Source organism: Streptomyces sp. NPDC006516, assembly GCF_040611875.1.
Classification (GTDB): Bacteria; Actinomycetota; Actinomycetes; order Streptomycetales; family Streptomycetaceae; genus Streptomyces.
In genome coordinates this window covers 171552-188106 of sequence record NZ_JBEXPD010000002.1, presented here as the reverse complement: position 1 = coordinate 188106, position 16555 = coordinate 171552, and the positions used below count along the sequence as shown (strand labels likewise).

Below are 16555 nucleotides of genomic sequence, written 5' to 3'. Positions count from 1 at the left end.
CCTCCGGGCGGCCGGGCGGGAGCGTCAGGAGTGGCCCAGGTCCTCCGTCAGACCGTCCGGCTGGGACGGGACCGAACCGGAGTCGTCCGAGGGGCGCAGCGGGTAGTCGTCCACCTGCATGGTGTCCAGCGCGTGCGGCAGCGGCTTCGGCGGCTTCGGCATGACCGCGGCCTCGGAGTGCCCCCCGCATCCGTAGGAGAGGGAGACCACACGGCCGTCCGCCGGGGCGAACTCGTTCGCGCAGACCCCGAAGGCCTGTTTCAGCGAGCCGGCCATCGGGACGAGGAACGCACAGGTCACGCACGAGGCTGGGGCCGCCTGCGCCATGGGGGTCTTCGCGCCGAACTCCTCGTCCCAGCGGTCCGCGGCCACCCGCAGCCCGTACCGGGACAGCACCCGGGCACGGCGCGTGCCGAGCTCCTCGGCGACCGAGGCGATCGAGCCGCGGCTCGTCGCGGGCAGCGTGGTCAGCTCCGCGTCCTCCGCGTCGGCGAGGGCGGCCAGCTCCTGCGACACCTCGGAGACGGCGGAGTTCGGCAGGGGCTCGTCCTCGCCGGTCCAGCCCGGCTCCAGACGCGGGTCCTCCGCCTCGGTGGGCAGGAGGTCGCCGGGGCCCATGTCGCCGGGCCTCAGCCGCTCGCTCCAGGGCACCCACTCCGGGGCGAGGAGCGCGTCGGGCCCGGGGAGCAGCACCGTTTCGTCAAGGGTGACGTTCTTGGCGCGGGACGCCCTGGCGACCGTCACCGCCCAGCGCCAGCCCCGGTAGCCGGGCTCCTTGGACTCGAAGTAGTGCGTGACGACCCGGTCCCCTTCGGAGACCAGGGCCACGTGTTCACCGACCACCCCGGGCGCGGCAGCTTCCTCCGCCGCCGCGCGGGCGAGGTCTACCGCCTCGGCGCACAGACGGTCGGGGGCGGGGGTACGGGCCGTACGGCTTCGCGTCGTCGCAGCACTCACAGGTCTCGCTTCTCTCCATACGCCGTCTCACGAGCGCGCCAGCGGCTCCATCGATGTCCGATTTCGGCCAAGACGGATGTGAGCGGAGCGGACCTGGGGGCCGCGTCGACGTCCACACCCGTAGTGCCTGCCTCGGGCGCGCCTTCTGCCACCCATTCTGCGGGATCGCGGAGAGGCGCGCGGCCAAGAACAACCGCCGGTGGCGCGTGAGTGCACGCTACCCTCTCCGCCGCCCGGCGCCCACCTGCCCGTCCCAAACAGGACCGTAACGGGTTCGGAAAGGGTCGGATCCATGGCCGGAGCGGCTCGGATTCACGACGGATCCCTGTCGGATCCAAGCCATTTCCGGACCGATGCTGACTCACCCGACGGAGCGTCGGCCGCCGCGTCCCGCCCGATCTTGGGTTCGTGACGCCAGGGGGTGGGGCACTATGACCCCGTGGCCACCGCCAGGTCGTCCGACGGATCCGGCCCGCTCCGCAGGGCGGGCCGGGCGATGGGCCGTGCCCTGCGCGCTCCGTTCACGGGTACCGCCCGGGGGATCCGCAAGGCGACCCACGCCCATGGCGCGGGCGAGTCCGGTCTCGGCAAGCTCATCGAGCTGCACGCGGTGAACGGCGCCGGTGACGTCATGATCACCGTGGCGCTCGCCTCCACGGTCTTCTTCTCCGTACCCACCGACGAGGCGCGCGGGCGCGTCGCCCTCTACCTGGCCATCACGATGGCCCCCTTCACCCTGCTCGCCCCGGTGGTGGGCCCACTCCTGGACCGGCTGCCGCACGGGCGGCGGGCCGCGATGGCGGGTGCGATGTTCGCCCGTGCGGTGCTCGCGATCACGATGTCGTCCGCGGTGGCCACGGGCGGCCTGGAGCTCTATCCGGCCGCCCTCGCGGTCCTGGTCTGCTCGAAGGCGTACGGGGTCGTGCGCAGCGCCGTCGTGCCCCGTCTTCTGCCACCCCGCTTCTCCCTGGTGAAGGCCAATTCCCGGGTCACCCTGGCAGGGCTGCTGGCGACCGGCATCGCGGCGCCGATCGGCGCGGGGCTCCAGACCGTCGGCTCCCCGTGGCCGCTCTACGGCGCCTGCGCGATCTTCCTCGGCGGGACCGTCCTCGCCTTCACGCTGCCGCACAAGGTCGACTCCGCGAAGGGTGAGCGCAAGGCGCGCCTGGTCCTGCCGCACGAGGAGGCGATCCGCCCGCCCGCCCCCGCCGTCCGCAATGGGGGCCGGAGCGGCAGCACCCGGACCACCAGCAAGAACGGACGGGAGAAGCCTCCCGGACTGCGTTCCGTCGGCCCCTCCGTCCTGCACGGCCTCCAGGCCAACGCCTCGCACCGCGCTCTCTCCGGGTTCCTGATCTTCTTCCTGGCCTTCCTGCTGCGGGAGCACCCGCTCGCGGGCCAGAGCGCCGCCGTCTCCCTCGGCATCGTGGGCGTCGCGGCGGGCACCGGGAACGCCTGCGGGACGGCGGTGGGCTCATGGCTCAGGGCGCGCGGCCCCGAGGTGATCGTCGCGACGGTGCTGGGCCTCGCCCTGGCGGCGGCCGTGCTCGCGGCGGTGTTCTTCAGCACGGTGATGGTCGCCGCCCTGGCCGGGGTCGCCGGCTTCACCCAGGCCCTGTCGAAGCTGTCGCTGGACGCGATGATCCAGCGGGACGTGCCGGAGGAGGTGCGCACCTCGGCCTTCGCCCGGTCGGAGACGCTGCTCCAGATGTCCTGGGTGGCCGGCGGCGCGATCGGCATCGCGCTCCCCCTCAACGGCGTACTCGGCATGGCCGTCGCCGCCGGCATCCTCGCCCTCGGCGCCGGGGCCTCCGTACGGGGCCTCCTGGGGGCCGCACGGCGCGGCACACCGCACCCCCGCGTGGCGTGAGCGGCACCGACCGATAACCTTCGGCGCATGACCGTTGCGTTCTTCTCCGGTAAGGGCCGTCGAATCGGCGTCGCTCTCGGTGCCGTGTCCGCGGGACTCCTTGTCCTGTCCGCCTGCGACAAGCCGACGCCGCTCGCCACCGTGACGGTCGGCGACACCTCGGTGAGCACCGAGGCCGCCTGCTACAACGACGGCAAGGCCCTCAAGGAGTCCGAGATCCAGGGCTGCCTCAACAAGAAGGCGGAGAAGTCCGTCAAGGTCGCGATGGACGACAAGGTCCGCTTCGGCGTCGACCCGGAGGTCGCGGAGAAGGGCTGGACGCTCTTCATCAACGGCCAGCAGGCCGAGCAGGAGCCGTACAAGAAGACCTACCGCTCGATCCAGGGCAGCGCCTTCTTCGCGAGCCAGACCGGCGAGACCACGGCGGACAAGACGCAGGTCAGCATCGTCGAGACCAAGGGCCAGAAGCTCACGGGCATCTGGCACTTCCAGCTCAAGAAGACCTCCTGACCCCCTGACCGCGAGGACCACCGCTGTGCGGGTGCTTGTCGTGACCGCTGTCCCGGCCGAACGGGACGCGGTCACGCGTGCGTTCGGCGGTGAGCCGGAGGTCCGTGAGGTGCCCGGCGCGCAGCTGCACGGCGCCGGGCCGTTCGACGTCGTCGCGGGTGGCGCCGGCCCGGCCGCTGCGGCGGCCGTGACCGCCTTCGCCCTCGCCGCCGCCTCCGAGCCGTACGCACTCGTCGTCTCGGCCGGGATCGGCGGCGGTTTCGCGCCCGCCTCACCCGTCGGCTCCCTCGTCGTGGCGACGGACATCGTCGCCGCGGACCTGGGCGCCGAGACCCCGGACGGCTTCGTGCCCGTCACCGGTCTCGGCTTCGGCAGGGACACCTTCCTGCCGCCCGGATCCCTCGTACAGGACGTGGCGGCGGCCACCGGCGCCGTGCCGGGCCCCGTGCTCACCGTCTCCACCGCGACGGGCAGTGCCGCGCGCACCGCCGAGCTGCTGGCCGCCCACCCCGGCGCCGCGGCCGAGGCCATGGAGGGCTTCGGCGTGGCGGAGGCCGCCGCCGGGCTCGGAGTGCCGGCCCTGGAGCTCCGGGCCGTCTCGAACACCGTGGGGCCGCGCGACCGCGCGGCGTGGCGGATCGGGGACGCCCTGGCAGCGCTCACCGAGGCGTTCGGGAAGATCGCACCTGTAGTGGAAAGTTGGAACCGGCATGACCGACACGACCGACACCCTGACTGACACCGCGGCCGGATCCGCCGACGCGGCCCACCCGGCCCTGCGGATCGCCTTCTCGCCGTGCCCGAACGACACCTTCGTCTTCGACGCCTGGGCGCACGGAAGGGTCCCCGGCGCACCGGCCCTCGACGTCACCTTCGCCGACATCGACCTCACCAACGGCATGGCCGAGCGCGGCGAGTTCGACGTGCTGAAGGTGTCGTACGCCGTCCTGCCGTGGGTGCTGGAGGAGTACGCGCTGCTGCCGTGCGGCGGCGCGCTGGGGCGCGGCTGCGGGCCCCTCGTCCTCACCAGGGAGCCGGGCACGGACCTGACGGGGAAGACCGTCGCGGTACCGAGCGAGCGCTCCACCGCGTATCTGCTGTTCCGGCTCTGGGCGGCCGAGACCGTCCCGGGCGGCGTCGGCGAGATCGTCGTGATGCCCTTCGACGAGATCATGCCCGCGGTGCGTGACGGCCGGGTGGACGCGGGGCTCGTGATCCACGAGGCCCGCTTCACGTACCGGAACTACGGACTGCACAGCCTCGCGGACATGGGCGAGCACTGGGAGACGACCACCGGCCTGCCGATCCCGCTGGGCGCGATCATCGCCAAGCGCTCGCTGGGCGAGGAGACGCTGAAGCTGCTCGCGGAGTCGGTCCGTACGTCGGTGCGGATGGCCTGGGACGACCCGGAGCGCTCCCGGCCGTACGTCCTGGAGCACGCGCAGGAGATGGATCCGGCCGTGGCCGACCAGCACATCGGGCTGTACGTCAACGAATTCACCGCGGACCTCGGTGAGCACGGTTACGCGGCGATCCGCGGCCTGCTGACCCGCGCGGCGGCCGAGGGGCTCGTCCCCCCGCTGGCCCCCGACGCGCTGTCGTTCACCGCCGGCTGACCCTTCGGGCCCGCCCGGTGGGGCGGGCCCGGCGGCGTGGCTCAGACGTCGAGCTGGTCGGCGACGGCCCTGAGCAGGCCCGCGATCTTCGCGCCCGCGGCCTTGTCGGGGTAGCGGCCACGCTCCAGCATCGGCGTGATGTTCTCCAGCACCGTCGTCAGGTCCTGCACGATCGAGGCCAGCTCGTCCGGCCTGCGCCGCTGCGCGGCGGCGACGGACGGGGTGGGGTCGAGGATCACCACGGAGAGCGCCTGGTCACCGCGCTGGCCGGCGACCACACCGAACTCGACGCGCTGACCGGGCTTGAGGGCGTCGACGCCTGCCGGGAGCACCGAGGAGTGGACGAAGACGTCGGCGCCGTCGTCGCGCGAAAGAAAGCCGAAGCCTTTTTCCGGATTGAACCATTTGACCTTACCCGTGGGCACGTCTGTCCTCGTCCTCGTACTCGTCGGTGCGCGGGAGAGCCGCCATACGGCTCCGGATAGCAGTACAGCGGGTCACCGACCCGCCAGGTCCCAGGCTAATGGCCCGGAGGCCGGACACAAGACGTCGCCGGACGGTTCCGCCGAGCTGGGAACTACCCTGGCCGGGTGAGTACTACTCCTTCAGGCGCAGGCGACCGGCTCGTACAGGTCGGCGCGATCGTCTTCTTCGTCGGCGCGGTGGCCACTCTGGTCACCGTGGCCCCACTGTTCCTGGGCACCGAACCGTTCCCGTCCGTCGCCTACGCGGTGTGCATGCTGATGGGCGTGGGCTTCCTGATCGCCGCCGCGGGGGTGGTCCGCTCGGTGTGGAAGAACTCCCCGAAGCGCGCCGCCGCGCGGTAGCCGCCCGCCCCGGCCACGGCTGCGCCGGGGCGCCCATGCCGACCGCCGCCGTCGAGTGGTCGGGCAGGGGCCCGACAATGGCGCGAATCCGCTGCTCGGAAGCGGTCCGCGCCGCCCAGGCCCCGAGGGCGGGCGGCACTGCACCCTGTCAGGCTCCCGTGTGGCTCCGCAGCCAGGCGGGGAAGGCGGTGAGGTCCGGCAGGATCACCTCGGCTCCGGCCGCCCGCAGCTCCTCCTCGCCGCACGGGCCGGTGACGACGCCGACCGACATGGCGTTCGCGGCGTGCGCGCCCCGCACGTCCCCGGTGTGGTCGCCGACGTAGATTCCCGCGCCGTATTCGAGGAGCGCCTCCGCCTTGCCCTCGGCCCAGAGTCCGCCGATCAGCACGTCCGCCCCGATGCCGAGGTGTGCCAGGTGGAGCTTGGCGTTCGGCTCGTACTTCGCGGTGACGACCATCGCCCGGCCGCCGAGCGCCTGGACGGCCTCGACCGCCTCCCGGGCGCCGGGGAGCGCGGTCGTCGGCGCGATGGCCTCGTCCGGGTAGAGCGCGCGGTACCGGTCGCAGGCCTCCGCGACCGCGTCGGCGGGGAACCAGTTGGCCATCTCCTCCTCCAGCGGCGGCCCGAGCCGGCTGACGACCAGGTCGGTGTCGATGTACACACCCGTCTCGGAGGCCAGCGTCTCGTAGGCGGCTTTGATGCCGGGCCGGGAGTCGATGAGCGTCATGTCCAGGTCGAAGCCGACCGTCAGGGTGTGTGAAGGCATGGAACCATTGTGCCGACTGCCCCTGCGGGGCCGACCGGGCCGCCCCCGCAGGGCGGGCTCACCGTCCTCCGCCCCGGCGGACGGCTCCGCCGCCCCGACCGAGGACCGCGCCTTGACCCCGTACTCCCTGGCGTTCTACGTCGATGCCGTGCGCACCGGCACCGTGCTCGGCCTGCGCCCTGCCGACTCCCCCGACCGGGTCGCCGAGGTGATGGGGACGGACTTCGCCGAGAACCGGGCCGGGAAGCGGGCGATGTTCCGCGACTACGGGCTGGCGGAGTTCCACTGGCACCGGGCCGCCGGCGGTGACCCCTGGTCCGGGCACCACTTCAGCCTCCAGGTGCACCGGCTCGTCCACGGCGACCGCACCGCACCGGGCGAGGTGCTCCGGGCCCGGTACGGGAGGTTCGCGCCCCGGCTGCCCTTCGACAAGCTGCGGCGCCTTCTCGACAGGCGCGGGGTGCCGCTGGTGGAGATCCCGGAGCCCGCGGCGAACGCACCGCGGTTCCGGACGTTCTGGCAGCCCGGTTCGCTGACGGCCGTCACCTTCATCGGGGCCCAGGACCCTCACCGCACCCCGGGAGAACTGCGGGTCGGCGACGTCTGCCGGATCGAGGCGCCCGTGACGGCCCAGCAGGTGGCGTGGCGCGAGGAGCGCGCCCGGGGACGCGGCACGGGCGGCAGGTGAACGGCCCGCGTGCCGTGACCGGCCCACCGGGTGGCTCGCCGGCGGCGCGGGAAGGCAGAACCCGTGGGGTCCGGGGTCAGGTCCGGACCCCACGGGCAGTCGGGGGTGGCGCCGGGCGCCGGGTCGGGGGCGTCAGGCGCCGGGCGCCGGATCGGGTGCGTCAGGCGCTGGGCTCGGCCACCGTGGTCATCCTTCGTACCGCAAGCCGCGTCAGCTCGCGGTCCTGCGGCTCGGTGTCGAGTGACCGGTGCAGGGCGAGCCCTTCGATCAGCGCGTCCAGCTGACGGGCGGTGTCCGGGTCGAAGTGCTGCTCCAGCAGGCGGCGGCTGCGGTTCATCCAGGCGTGGGTGAGCTCGCGGTACTCGTCGCGTCGCGCGGCCAGCGTGTAGAGCTCCTGCGTGAGGACCAGCTCGCGGCGCGGCCCCTCGGAGAGCAGGTGGATGAGCTCGACGACCGCCTCCCGGGCCTCGTCGGGCGTGCCCGCGCGGCCCAGGTGCAGCTCGAACACGGCCACGATCTGGTCGGCGAACCGGGTGAAGGCCTCGCGCAGCAGATCGTCCATGCCGCCGAAGTGGTACGTCATCGACCCCAGCGGCACATCCGCGCGCAGCGCGATCTTGCGGTGGGAGACGCCGGCGACTCCCTCGTCCGCGATGTGGTCCAGGGTGGCGGCGATGATGCGCTCGCGACGCTGTGGATCCGTGCGCCCGGTGGCCATGACGCGGTCAGATCTCGCGCACGACGCGGGCGGGACTGCCCACGGCGACGACATCGGCCGGGATGTCCTTGGTGACCACGGCACCGGCTCCGATCACGGAGTTGTCACCGATGGTCACTCCGGGGCAGACGATGACGCCGCCGCCGAGCCAGACGTTGTCGCCGATGGTGATGGGGAGGGCGGCCTCCAGCTTGTCCCGCCGGGGGCCGGGCTCCACCGGGTGGGTGGGCGTGAGGAGCTGGACGTTGGGGCCGATCTGGCAGTCCTCGCCGATCGTGATCCGGGCGACGTCCAGCGCGGTCAGGTGGTAGTTGACGAAGGTACGGGCGCCGATGGCGATGTTGCTGCCGTAGTCGACGAACAGCGGCGGGCGCAGGTCGACGCCCTCGCCGACCGAGTCGAGCAGCTCGGCCAGAATCGTCCGGGCCTGGTCTGCGTCCTCGGTGTACGTGGCCTGGTAGCGCGCCGCGAGCTTCATCGCCCGCTGCTGCTGCCGGGCGATCTCCGGGTCGTCGGCGATGTAGAGGTCACCCGCGCGCATGCGCTCCAGGTTGGTACGCGGATCCTGAGCGAAGTAGTCCGTCGTCATGCGTACGATCGTACACCTGGAATGTACGAACGTACACTCCTGCGCTCACCCGGCCAGCCGCCGCGACCGCCACACCAGGTAGAGCGCCGAGGCCACCGCGGCCACCCGCACCACCACCGGCCAGACCTCCGTCATCGCGTCGCCCATCGCGTCCGCGGCCAGGGGCGCGCCCCAGCGGCCCTCCATGCGGCCCCACAGCCAGACGAAGGCCCCGGCCACCACGACGCCCGGCAGGCCCATGGCCACCCACTTCGCCTCCGCGCGCGAGAACCTGCGCGAGCTGTAGGCGAGCAGCCAGCCGCCCGCGAGCGCCAGCCACGATCCGAGCACCGCACCGGCCACCAGCAGCGCGGCGGCCAGCAGCAGCAGCGGGTTCGACAGCCGCACCCTCCCGGCGCCCTCGGCCGCCGCGGGCCCGGGACGCCGCAGCCGGAGCTTGTACCGGGGCCGCGCCTTCGCGCCGTCCTCGCCCTCCGGCCGCTCGGGCGCCGCCTCCTTCGCCTCGGTGGCTCCGGGCCCGTCGCCGTCCTCTTCCACCGGGACGCGCGGCCCAGGGGGCCTGGGCGTGGTCGGCATCCCGAACAGCTCCGGGCTCTCCAGCCCGCCCACGAACCCCGGCACGGCTGTGCCTGGGCCCGCCACGCCCTGTCCGGCCTCGCCGCCGAAGGGCCCCGGCTCGATCCGCCACCACTCGGGCTCACCTCCGGACGGCGCCTGGTCCAGCCCTGCCATGTGCGGCGCCGACGCGGACGGCCAGTCGGCGGCCCGCTCCTCACCCGGCGCCTCCGGCTTCACGCCGGCGGCCTCCGAAGACGCGTCCTTGCGTGGCGCGTCCTTGCGTGGCGCGTCCTTGCGTGGCGCGTCCTTGCGGAGCAGTCCCCGCCGCGCCCGGGGAACGGAGCCCGTGGCCGGACCTTCGGCCCCTGCCTTTCCGGCCCCTGCCCTCGGCGACGGCAGCGGGACCGTGCCGTCGCCCGACTCGGCTGCCGCGGCGACGAGTTCGTCCGGGGCGCCGAGTCTGCCGAGGATGCGCCGGACCGCCGCGGGAGAGTCCGAACCGTCCGTGCCGCGCTGCCGGTCGATCTCGCCCCGTACGGTCGCCACGAGCCTCATCCGGGCGCCCGATGACAGCTGTTGCTGCTGCGCCAGGTCACCGACCCGGCTGAGATAGTCGAAGACAAGCTGGTCGCTCTCGATCCCCACGCGATGGTTCTCCCTCTACCCGCCCTGCTCCGACGGTAGCGCTCCAGGGGCTACCGTGGGACGGATGGGGACGACCACACCACCGCGCACGCTCGCCGAAGCTCTGCGCGCCCGGGGCGACGAATCGCTGGCGGGGCTCCTGCGTGCCCGCCCCGACCTGCTCAGCCCCGTACCGAACGACATCACGCAACTGGCGACGCGCGCCGGTACGCGCGCCTCCGTGGTGCGCGCGCTGGAGCACCTCGACCGCTTCGCCCTGCAGACCGCGGAGGCGCTGGCCGTGGCGCCGGACCCGGCTCCGTACGACACGCTGCTCGCGCTCCTCACCGGTGACGGACAGGACGACGGCGACGCGCGCGACGACGCGGGTGCCGCCGTCACCGCCGCGCTGCCCGGCGCCCTGACGACCCTGCGCGAACAGGCCCTCGTCTGGGGCGAGGACGCCCGGCTGCACCTCGTGCGCACCGCGCGCGAGCTGCTGGCCCCCTCGCCGCAGCACCCCTCCCCCACCGGCCTCGGCCCGACCGTCGCCGAGGCCACGGCCGGCATGTCCCCGGGCCGGCTCCAGGAGATCCTGGCCGCGGCGGGGCTGCACGCCACCCACGACCCGGTGTCCGCCGTCGCCGCGCTGGCCGGGCTCTTCACCGACCGGACCCGGATGGCCGAGCTGCTGGACACCGCGCCGGTGGAGGCGCTGTCCGTGCTCGACCGGCTCGTGTGGGGTCCTCCGTACGGCGAGGTCACCCCCAATCCCACCCCGCCGGTGCAATGGCTGCGCGACCGCGGGCTGTTGCTGCCCGTGTCGACGCGCACGGTCGTCCTGCCGCGCGAGGCCGCGCTGCATCTGCGGGCCGGCCGCGCCCACCGGGTGCCGGAGCCCGTCCCGCCGGAGCTCGTGGCGGCGGCCGAGCGCGATCCCCAGGCTGTGGACAGGGCCGCGGCGGGCCAGGCGTTCACGGCGTTGTCCACCGTCGAGGAACTCCTGAAGCTCTGGAACAACGGCGGGCCGACCATCCTCAGGGCGGGCGGCCTGAGCGTGCGCGAGCTGAAGCGGGCCGCGAGTTCACTCGACGTGTCCGAGCCCGTCGCCGCCTTCTGGATCGAACTCGCCTACGCGGCGGGCCTGCTGGCGTCCGACGGCGAGACCGACGAGCGCTATGCGCCGACGCCCGCGTCCGACGAGTGGCTCGACCTCCCCGCCCAGGACCGCTGGACCCACCTGGCCACCGCCTGGCTCGCCGCCACCCGTACCGCGGGACTGATCGGCGGGCAGGACTCCAAGGGCCGGGCGCTGTCGGCGCTGGGCCCGGACCTGGACCGTTCGGCCGCGCCCGAGGTGCGCCACCGGGTACTGGCCCTGTTCGCCTCGCTCCCGCCCGGTACGGCACCCGATCCGCAGACCCTGCTGGCCCGGCTCCGCTGGGAGAGGCCGCTGCGCACGTCCCGGCCCGGTGAGGCTCCGCCGCCGGGCGAGGCCTCGGACCTGCGCTCGCGGCTCGCGCTGTGGACGGTCAACGAGGCGGAACTCCTCGGCGTCACCGGCCGCGGCGCCCTGTCCTCCCAGGCCCGCGCGCTGCTCGACGAGGACCCCGGGGAGGCTGCCGCCCGGCTCGCCCCGCTCATCCCCGAGCCGCTGGACCACGTGCTGCTCCAGGCAGACCTGACGGCGGTCGCGCCCGGCCCGCTGGAACGCCCGCTCGCCGACACGCTCTCCGTGCTCGCCGACATCGAGTCCAAGGGCGGCGCGACGGTCTACCGCTTCACCCCCGGCTCCGTGCGCCGCGCGCTCGACGCCGGGCGGGCCGCGTCCGACCTGCACGCCTTCCTCGCCACGCACAGCCGCACACCGGTTCCGCAGCCGCTGAGCTACCTCATCGACGACGTCGCCAGACGCCACGGCCATCTGCGGATCGGCGCCGCCTCGGCCTACGTACGCTGCGACGACGAAGCCGTGCTCAACGAGATCCTGGCCGACAAGCGCTCGGCCACCCTGCGGCTGCGCCGGCTCGCGCCGACCGTCCTGGCCGCCCAGAGCGACCCTGGGTCGCTGCTCGAAGGGCTGCGCGAGATGGGTTACGCCCCGGCCGCCGAGTCGGCCGAGGGCGATGTCCTGATCACCCGTGCGGGAGCGCACCGCACCCCGCCCCGGACACCTCCGGCCCCCGTACCCGAGGGCCCGCCGGTCCCGGACGCGACCCTGCTCTCCGCCGCTGTACGGGCCATCAGGGCCGGCGACACGGCCGCCACGGTGGTCCACAAGGACGCCCCGGCGGGCACCACCGCGGGGGGCTCCCTGCCCCGCACCACCCCCGCCGAGACCCTGGCCACGGTGCAGGCCGCCGCGATGACCGGATCGGCGGTCTGGATCGGTTACGTCAACGCCGACGGCGCGGCCAGCCAGCGTGTGATCGCCCCGGTCAAGGTCGAGGGCGGCTTCGTCACGGCGTACGACCACACGGCCGACGAGGTCCGCACGTATCCGCTGCACCGGATCACGGGCGTCGCGGAGCTCGCCGACGAGGAGCCGGCCTGACGCGGCCGGCTCCGGGGCGTCGGGCGCGGCCGGCCACGGGGAGTCAGGCGCGCAACGCTCAGGGGCGTCGGGCGCGTCCGGCATCGAGGGGTCAGGCGGGTTCCATGTCCCGGAAGCGCTCGTAGGTCTCCGTACCGGTCGCGCCCTTGTTCCACTCGACGGCCAGGGTGTTCCCGGTCTGTTCGAGGTTTCCGACGCGGTCCTTGTCCTCGGCCCGCACCCCGTCCTGCTCGCAGAGCAGCGCCACCTCCAGGAAGTCGCCGCTCGCGTCCTTCTGCCACCGGCCCTCGCACTCCAGGCCCTTGCCGTCGCTGAGGATCGCGTTGATCCGCGCCGGCTCGTCGAGGTACTCCTCGCCCAGCGCGAGCATCATCGCGGAGTCGTCGGCCCGCCACACGGCCTGGAGGCCGGTCCCGGTGGCCGAGGGCGCGGCGGAGACCGAGGGGGACCCGTCGGGCGTCTCCCCGCTCTCCCCGGTCTCGTCCGTCCCGCTCGGCTCGGGTGAGACCGCGCTCGGACTCACCTGCGCCACCGGTCCCTTGCCGTCCTCACCGTCACCGCTGCCGGCCGCGAACCACACCCCGCCGCCGATCACCACGAGCACCACGGCAGCGGCGGCGCCCACGATCAGCCCGGTACGCCGCTTCGGGGCCTGCGGAGGCGTTCCCGGGGCCTGCGGATGTGCTCCCGGGCCCTGCCGATGCGTTCCCGGGGCCTGCGGTGCCGGGTAGGTGCCGTACGGCGGGGGCGGGGGCTGCCGGGCGGTGTAGGGGTTGTCCTCCACGGGCTGCCCACCGTACGGATTCCCGAGCCCTGTCCCCGGCTGACCGTACGGCGGCTGGGCAGGCGGCTGGGCGCCGTACGGCTGCTGCGGCGGCCAGGGCGGCGGCTGTGACATGGAGGTCCTCCCCCGGACCGGCGACCTGCCGGCGCGGCCTCCTGTTCTACCAGCCGGTCCTGACCACCCGGCGGCCGAGGGCCGGGCGTTCAGGAAGCGGGGAGCCCGGCCACGGTCGCGGCCTCGCGGAGCACGCCCGCGAGCATCGGCATCGTCAGCCGGCCCGTGAAGGTGTTCCGCTGGCTCGGGTGGTAGGCGCCCAGCAGGTGCAGCTCCGGCCTGCGCGCGGTGGCGGGCAGGACGACGTGCGCGCCGTGGCCGAAGACGGGGCGTGGCCGGGGCAGTTGCCATCCGGCGTCGGCGAGCACCGGCAGCAGCGCCTGCCAGCCGAAGCCGCCGAGGGCCACCACGGCACGCAAACCCGGGCTCAGGAGGTCCAGTTCGGCCGCCAGCCAGGCCCGGCAGGTGTCGCGTTCGCCGGGAGTGGGCCTGTTGGCCGGGGGCGCGCAGTGCACGGGAGACGTGAGCCGTACGCCACGCAGGCTCAGCCCGTCCCCCGCGTGGACGGAGGTGGGCCGCGAGGCGAGGCCCACGGTGTGCAGGGCCGTGAAGAGGAAGTCGCCCGCCGCGTCGCCCGTGAACATCCGGCCGGTCCTGTTCCCGCCGTGCGCCGCGGGCGCGAGGCCGACGACCGCGACGGCTGCGTCCGGGGGCCCGAAGCCGGGGACGGGACGCCCCCAGTACTCCTGGTCCTGGAAGGCCGCGCGCTTCACCTGGGCGACCTCCTCCCGCCAGGCGACCAGCCGGGGGCAGGCCCGGCACCCCGTGAGCCGCGCGTCCAGCTCGGCGAGCCCGGCGCACCGGGGAGCGTGGTGGGCCGGGAAGCCCGGGTCTCCGGGCCCCGGCACCTGACCTGCCGCCGTCGTCGCGTCCATGCCTCCACGCTACGGCCCGGCCCCGGATCCGCCGGTCCGGCGCCGACGTGTGCGGCCTTCGGCGGCCTGCGCGCGCGGTGCCCGCCGGTGGTTCCGGCTCATGCCGCCGACGTAGCCGCCCGGTCCGGGCCCCGATGCGGCACACTGGACGTTTGGCCGTTCACGGCCGTCCCCGGCGGCGGATCCCAGCAGCAGGGCAGAAGCAGAACAGAAAGGGCTGACGCGCGTGCCCGGACCCCTCATCGTCCAGAGTGACAAGACGCTGCTCCTCGAAGTCGACCACGACCAGGCGGAGGCCTGCCGTCGTGCCATCGCGCCCTTCGCCGAGCTGGAGCGTGCGCCCGAGCACATCCACACCTACCGGGTCACCCCGCTGGGCCTGTGGAACGCCCGCGCGGCCGGGCACGACGCCGAGCAGGTCGTCGACGCCCTCGTGGAGTACTCCCGTTACCCCGTGCCGCACGCGCTCCTCGTCGACATCGCCGAGACGATGGCGCGGTACGGCCGCCTCACCCTGTCCAAGCACCCGGTGCACGGACTCGTCCTGACCTCCAACGACCGTCCGGTGCTGGAGGAGATCCTCCGCTCGAAGAAGGTCCAGCCGCTGGTCGGGGCCCGCATCGACCCGGACACCGTGGCCGTGCACCCCTCCGAACGCGGGCAGATCAAGCAGACGCTGCTGAAGCTGGGCTGGCCGGCCGAGGACCTCGCCGGATACGTCGACGGCGAGGCGCACCCGATCGATCTCGACCAGGACGGCTGGGCGCTGCGCCCGTACCAGCGGCAGGCCGTCGACGGCTTCTGGCACGGCGGCTCGGGTGTCGTCGTGCTCCCCTGCGGCGCCGGCAAGACCCTCGTCGGGGCCGGTGCGATGGCCGAGGCCAAGGCGACCACGCTGATCCTGGTCACCAACACGGTCTCGGCGCGGCAGTGGAAGCACGAGCTGGTGAAGCGGACCTCGCTGACCGAGGACGAGATCGGCGAGTACAGCGGTACGCGCAAGGAGATCCGGCCGGTCACGATCGCCACGTACCAGGTGCTGACCACCCGCCGTAAGGGGATCTACCCGCACCTGGAGCTGTTCGACTCCCGCGACTGGGGGCTCGTGATCTACGACGAGGTGCATCTGCTGCCCGCGCCCGTCTTCAAGTTCACCGCCGATCTCCAGGCCCGCCGCCGCCTCGGGCTCACCGCGACGCTCGTGCGCGAGGACGGCCGGGAGTCGGACGTCTTCTCGCTCATCGGGCCCAAGCGCTTCGACGCCCCGTGGAAGGAGATCGAGGCGCAGGGCTACATCGCGCCCGCCGACTGCGTCGAGGTCCGGGTGAATCTCACGGACACCGAACGCCTCGCGTACGCGACGGCCGAGGCCGAGGAGAAGTACCGGTTCTGCGCGACGACGGCGACGAAGCGGAAGGTCACCGAGGCGCTCGTACGCAAGCACCAGGGCGAGCAGACCCTCGTCATCGGGCAGTACATCGACCAGCTCGACGAGCTGGGTGAGCACCTGGACGCCCCGGTGATCAAGGGCGAGACGAGCAACGCGCAGCGCGAGAAGCTGTTCGAGGCGTTCCGCCAGGGTGAGATCAGCGTGCTGGTGGTGTCCAAGGTCGCGAACTTCTCGATCGACCTGCCGGAGGCGACGGTCGCCATCCAGGTGTCCGGGACGTTCGGTTCGCGCCAGGAGGAGGCGCAGCGGCTCGGCCGGGTGCTGCGGCCGAAGGCGGACGGGCACGAGGCCCGGTTCTACTCGGTGGTCGCGCGCGACACGATCGACCAGGACTTCGCGGCGCACCGCCAGCGGTTCCTGGCCGAGCAGGGGTACGCCTACCGGATCGTCGACGCGGACGAACTCCTGACGGAGAGCTGACCGCTCCGGGGTCCGGCGGAGGACGCGCCGGGCCGGGCACGGAGCCGGCCGGTCCGGGTTCAGCGGCGGCGGCGGACGAGGCCCGCCTCCTCCGCGTACTCACCGAGGACGGCCACACCGAACGCGGTGCGCACGAAGACCGACACGGCGCGCACCGCGTCCCCTGTGCGGTGGCTGTGCGGGTGACCGGAGGCCGCGGTCGCGCCGTGCGCGGGCCCGGTCCTGCGGGGGTCCAGATAGAGGGTGCTCATGCACTCCATGGTGCTCCGCCCGCCCGTACCCCGGCATCGGCCTGCGGGCGGAAGCGCGTGCACACGCGGGTATCCCGCAGGGCTGACGCCGTCCCCTACGGGACCGATGCCGCGTCCGGGCCGCGGCTCCCCTGCTCAGACGGTGACGACGATCTTCCCGACCTGATGGCCCTGCTCCAGGTACTCGTGCGCGGCCACGATGTCGTCGAGGCCGAACACCCGGTCGACGGTGGGTCGTAGCGGACGGGCCCGAAGGCCGGTAACCGGCAGCGGCGCCTACCGGGACGGGTCCGAAGACCGGTAGCCCGCAACGGCGCAGGACGGCGGGGACCACGATCTATTCGGTCGCCCCCCGCGGCGGGGGCCTATACAATCGCCGGTCTG

Annotated in this window: 18 protein-coding genes; 8 read left to right on the top strand and 10 right to left on the bottom strand. The window is 73.7% G+C overall.

The features are described from left to right. Positions 1 to 24: 24 nt before the first annotated feature. Positions 25 to 957, bottom strand: coding sequence for a DUF3027 domain-containing protein (locus ABZY45_RS06945; protein WP_356736955.1), 933 nt, complete (start codon positions 955 to 957; stop codon positions 25 to 27). Between the two features lie 439 nt (positions 958 to 1396). Between ABZY45_RS06945 and ABZY45_RS06940 the strand changes: the two genes are divergently transcribed. The 4 genes from ABZY45_RS06940 to ABZY45_RS06925 are packed head-to-tail and all read left to right on the top strand — an operon-like array spanning position 1397 to position 4953. Next, positions 1397 to 2827 carry an MFS transporter gene (locus tag ABZY45_RS06940; RefSeq protein ID WP_356736953.1) on the top strand — a complete coding sequence of 477 codons (1431 nt, stop codon included), beginning with the start codon at positions 1397 to 1399 and terminating at the stop codon, positions 2825 to 2827. 27 nt (positions 2828 to 2854) lie between these two features. Beyond that, a complete protein-coding gene (locus ABZY45_RS06935; RefSeq protein ID WP_356736952.1) occupies positions 2855 to 3337 on the top strand; it encodes a DUF2771 domain-containing protein in 483 nt (160 codons plus the stop codon). A 25-nt stretch (positions 3338 to 3362) separates the two neighbouring features. Further along, positions 3363 to 4076 carry a futalosine hydrolase gene (locus ABZY45_RS06930; protein ID WP_356736950.1) on the top strand — a complete coding sequence of 238 codons (714 nt, stop codon included), beginning with the start codon at positions 3363 to 3365 and terminating at the stop codon, positions 4074 to 4076. After that, positions 4048 to 4953, top strand: coding sequence for a 1,4-dihydroxy-6-naphthoate synthase (locus ABZY45_RS06925; protein ID WP_356736948.1), 906 nt, complete (start codon positions 4048 to 4050; stop codon positions 4951 to 4953). Before ABZY45_RS06930 ends, ABZY45_RS06925 begins: the two co-directional genes overlap by 29 nt. A 41-nt stretch (positions 4954 to 4994) precedes the next feature. Here ABZY45_RS06925 and ABZY45_RS06920 read toward each other — a convergent pair whose 3' ends face one another. Further along, positions 4995 to 5378: a cold-shock protein gene (locus ABZY45_RS06920; RefSeq protein ID WP_145804395.1), complete on the bottom strand. Its 384-nt coding sequence runs from the start codon at positions 5376 to 5378 to the stop codon at positions 4995 to 4997. 165 nt (positions 5379 to 5543) lie between these two features. Between ABZY45_RS06920 and ABZY45_RS06915 the strand changes: the two genes are divergently transcribed. Then, entirely contained in the window at positions 5544 to 5780 is a 237-nt protein-coding gene (locus tag ABZY45_RS06915) for a hypothetical protein (RefSeq protein WP_356736945.1), read from the top strand. Between the two features lie 148 nt (positions 5781 to 5928). On the opposite strand, the gene ABZY45_RS06910 is transcribed toward ABZY45_RS06915, so the two are convergent. Further along, positions 5929 to 6546 carry an HAD hydrolase-like protein gene (locus ABZY45_RS06910; protein ID WP_356736943.1) on the bottom strand — a complete coding sequence of 206 codons (618 nt, stop codon included), beginning with the start codon at positions 6544 to 6546 and terminating at the stop codon, positions 5929 to 5931. Positions 6547 to 6658: 112 nt separating this feature from the next. Between ABZY45_RS06910 and ABZY45_RS06905 the strand changes: the two genes are divergently transcribed. Beyond that, the gene (locus ABZY45_RS06905; protein ID WP_356736941.1) at positions 6659 to 7234 is read left to right on the top strand and encodes a hypothetical protein; all 576 of its coding nucleotides are present in this window, start codon (positions 6659 to 6661) and stop codon (positions 7232 to 7234) included. Positions 7235 to 7394: 160 nt separating this feature from the next. On the opposite strand, the gene ABZY45_RS06900 is transcribed toward ABZY45_RS06905, so the two are convergent. From ABZY45_RS06900 to ABZY45_RS06890, 3 genes are read right to left on the bottom strand one after another with little or no spacing between them, the layout of a single operon-like run. Beyond that, positions 7395 to 7952, bottom strand: a complete 558-nt coding sequence (locus ABZY45_RS06900) for a TetR family transcriptional regulator (RefSeq protein ID WP_356736939.1) — start codon at positions 7950 to 7952, stop codon at positions 7395 to 7397. A gap of 7 nt (positions 7953 to 7959) precedes the next feature. After that, a complete protein-coding gene (locus ABZY45_RS06895; protein WP_356736937.1) occupies positions 7960 to 8541 on the bottom strand; it encodes a sugar O-acetyltransferase in 582 nt (193 codons plus the stop codon). A 45-nt stretch (positions 8542 to 8586) separates the two neighbouring features. Beyond that, positions 8587 to 9744: a hypothetical protein gene (locus ABZY45_RS06890; RefSeq protein WP_356736935.1), complete on the bottom strand. Its 1158-nt coding sequence runs from the start codon at positions 9742 to 9744 to the stop codon at positions 8587 to 8589. A gap of 64 nt (positions 9745 to 9808) precedes the next feature. On the opposite strand from ABZY45_RS06890, the gene ABZY45_RS06885 reads away from it, so the two are divergent. Then, positions 9809 to 12277, top strand: coding sequence for a helicase C-terminal domain-containing protein (locus ABZY45_RS06885; protein ID WP_356736933.1), 2469 nt, complete (start codon positions 9809 to 9811; stop codon positions 12275 to 12277). Positions 12278 to 12368: 91 nt separating this feature from the next. Here the strand turns inward: ABZY45_RS06885 and ABZY45_RS06880 are convergent, their stop codons facing one another. Together ABZY45_RS06880 and ABZY45_RS06875 are read right to left on the bottom strand one after the other, a co-directional pair. After that, positions 12369 to 13175: a hypothetical protein gene (locus tag ABZY45_RS06880; protein ID WP_356736931.1), complete on the bottom strand. Its 807-nt coding sequence runs from the start codon at positions 13173 to 13175 to the stop codon at positions 12369 to 12371. A gap of 89 nt (positions 13176 to 13264) precedes the next feature. Continuing rightward, positions 13265 to 14050, bottom strand: a complete 786-nt coding sequence (locus ABZY45_RS06875) for a uracil-DNA glycosylase (RefSeq protein ID WP_356736929.1) — start codon at positions 14048 to 14050, stop codon at positions 13265 to 13267. Between the two features lie 226 nt (positions 14051 to 14276). On the opposite strand from ABZY45_RS06875, the gene ABZY45_RS06870 reads away from it, so the two are divergent. Continuing rightward, positions 14277 to 15920, top strand: coding sequence for a DNA repair helicase XPB (locus ABZY45_RS06870; RefSeq protein WP_356736927.1), 1644 nt, complete (start codon positions 14277 to 14279; stop codon positions 15918 to 15920). 59 nt (positions 15921 to 15979) lie between these two features. Here the strand turns inward: ABZY45_RS06870 and ABZY45_RS06865 are convergent, their stop codons facing one another. After that, positions 15980 to 16171 (bottom strand): hypothetical protein, encoded by a 192-nt coding sequence (locus ABZY45_RS06865; RefSeq protein WP_356736925.1) that lies wholly within the window; start codon positions 16169 to 16171, stop codon positions 15980 to 15982. A 135-nt stretch (positions 16172 to 16306) separates the two neighbouring features. Then, positions 16307 to 16390 carry a zinc-binding dehydrogenase gene (locus ABZY45_RS06860; RefSeq protein WP_356738697.1) on the bottom strand — a complete coding sequence of 28 codons (84 nt, stop codon included), beginning with the start codon at positions 16388 to 16390 and terminating at the stop codon, positions 16307 to 16309. Positions 16391 to 16555 lie beyond the last annotated feature (165 nt).

Coding starts and splice junctions, on each gene's coding strand:
- ABZY45_RS06935 (WP_356736952.1), top strand. CDS start 2,855: ATGACCGTTGCGTTCTTCTCCGGTAAGGGCCGTCGAATCGGCGTCGCT.
- ABZY45_RS06925 (WP_356736948.1), top strand. CDS start 4,048: ATGACCGACACGACCGACACCCTGACTGACACCGCGGCCGGATCCGCC.
- ABZY45_RS06910 (WP_356736943.1), bottom strand. CDS start 6,546: ATGCCTTCACACACCCTGACGGTCGGCTTCGACCTGGACATGACGCTC.
- ABZY45_RS06900 (WP_356736939.1), bottom strand. CDS start 7,952: ATGGCCACCGGGCGCACGGATCCACAGCGTCGCGAGCGCATCATCGCC.
- ABZY45_RS06895 (WP_356736937.1), bottom strand. CDS start 8,541: ATGACGACGGACTACTTCGCTCAGGATCCGCGTACCAACCTGGAGCGC.
- ABZY45_RS06885 (WP_356736933.1), top strand. CDS start 9,809: ATGGGGACGACCACACCACCGCGCACGCTCGCCGAAGCTCTGCGCGCC.
- ABZY45_RS06880 (WP_356736931.1), bottom strand. CDS start 13,175: ATGTCACAGCCGCCGCCCTGGCCGCCGCAGCAGCCGTACGGCGCCCAG.
- ABZY45_RS06875 (WP_356736929.1), bottom strand. CDS start 14,050: ATGGACGCGACGACGGCGGCAGGTCAGGTGCCGGGGCCCGGAGACCCG.
- ABZY45_RS06865 (WP_356736925.1), bottom strand. CDS start 16,171: ATGAGCACCCTCTATCTGGACCCCCGCAGGACCGGGCCCGCGCACGGC.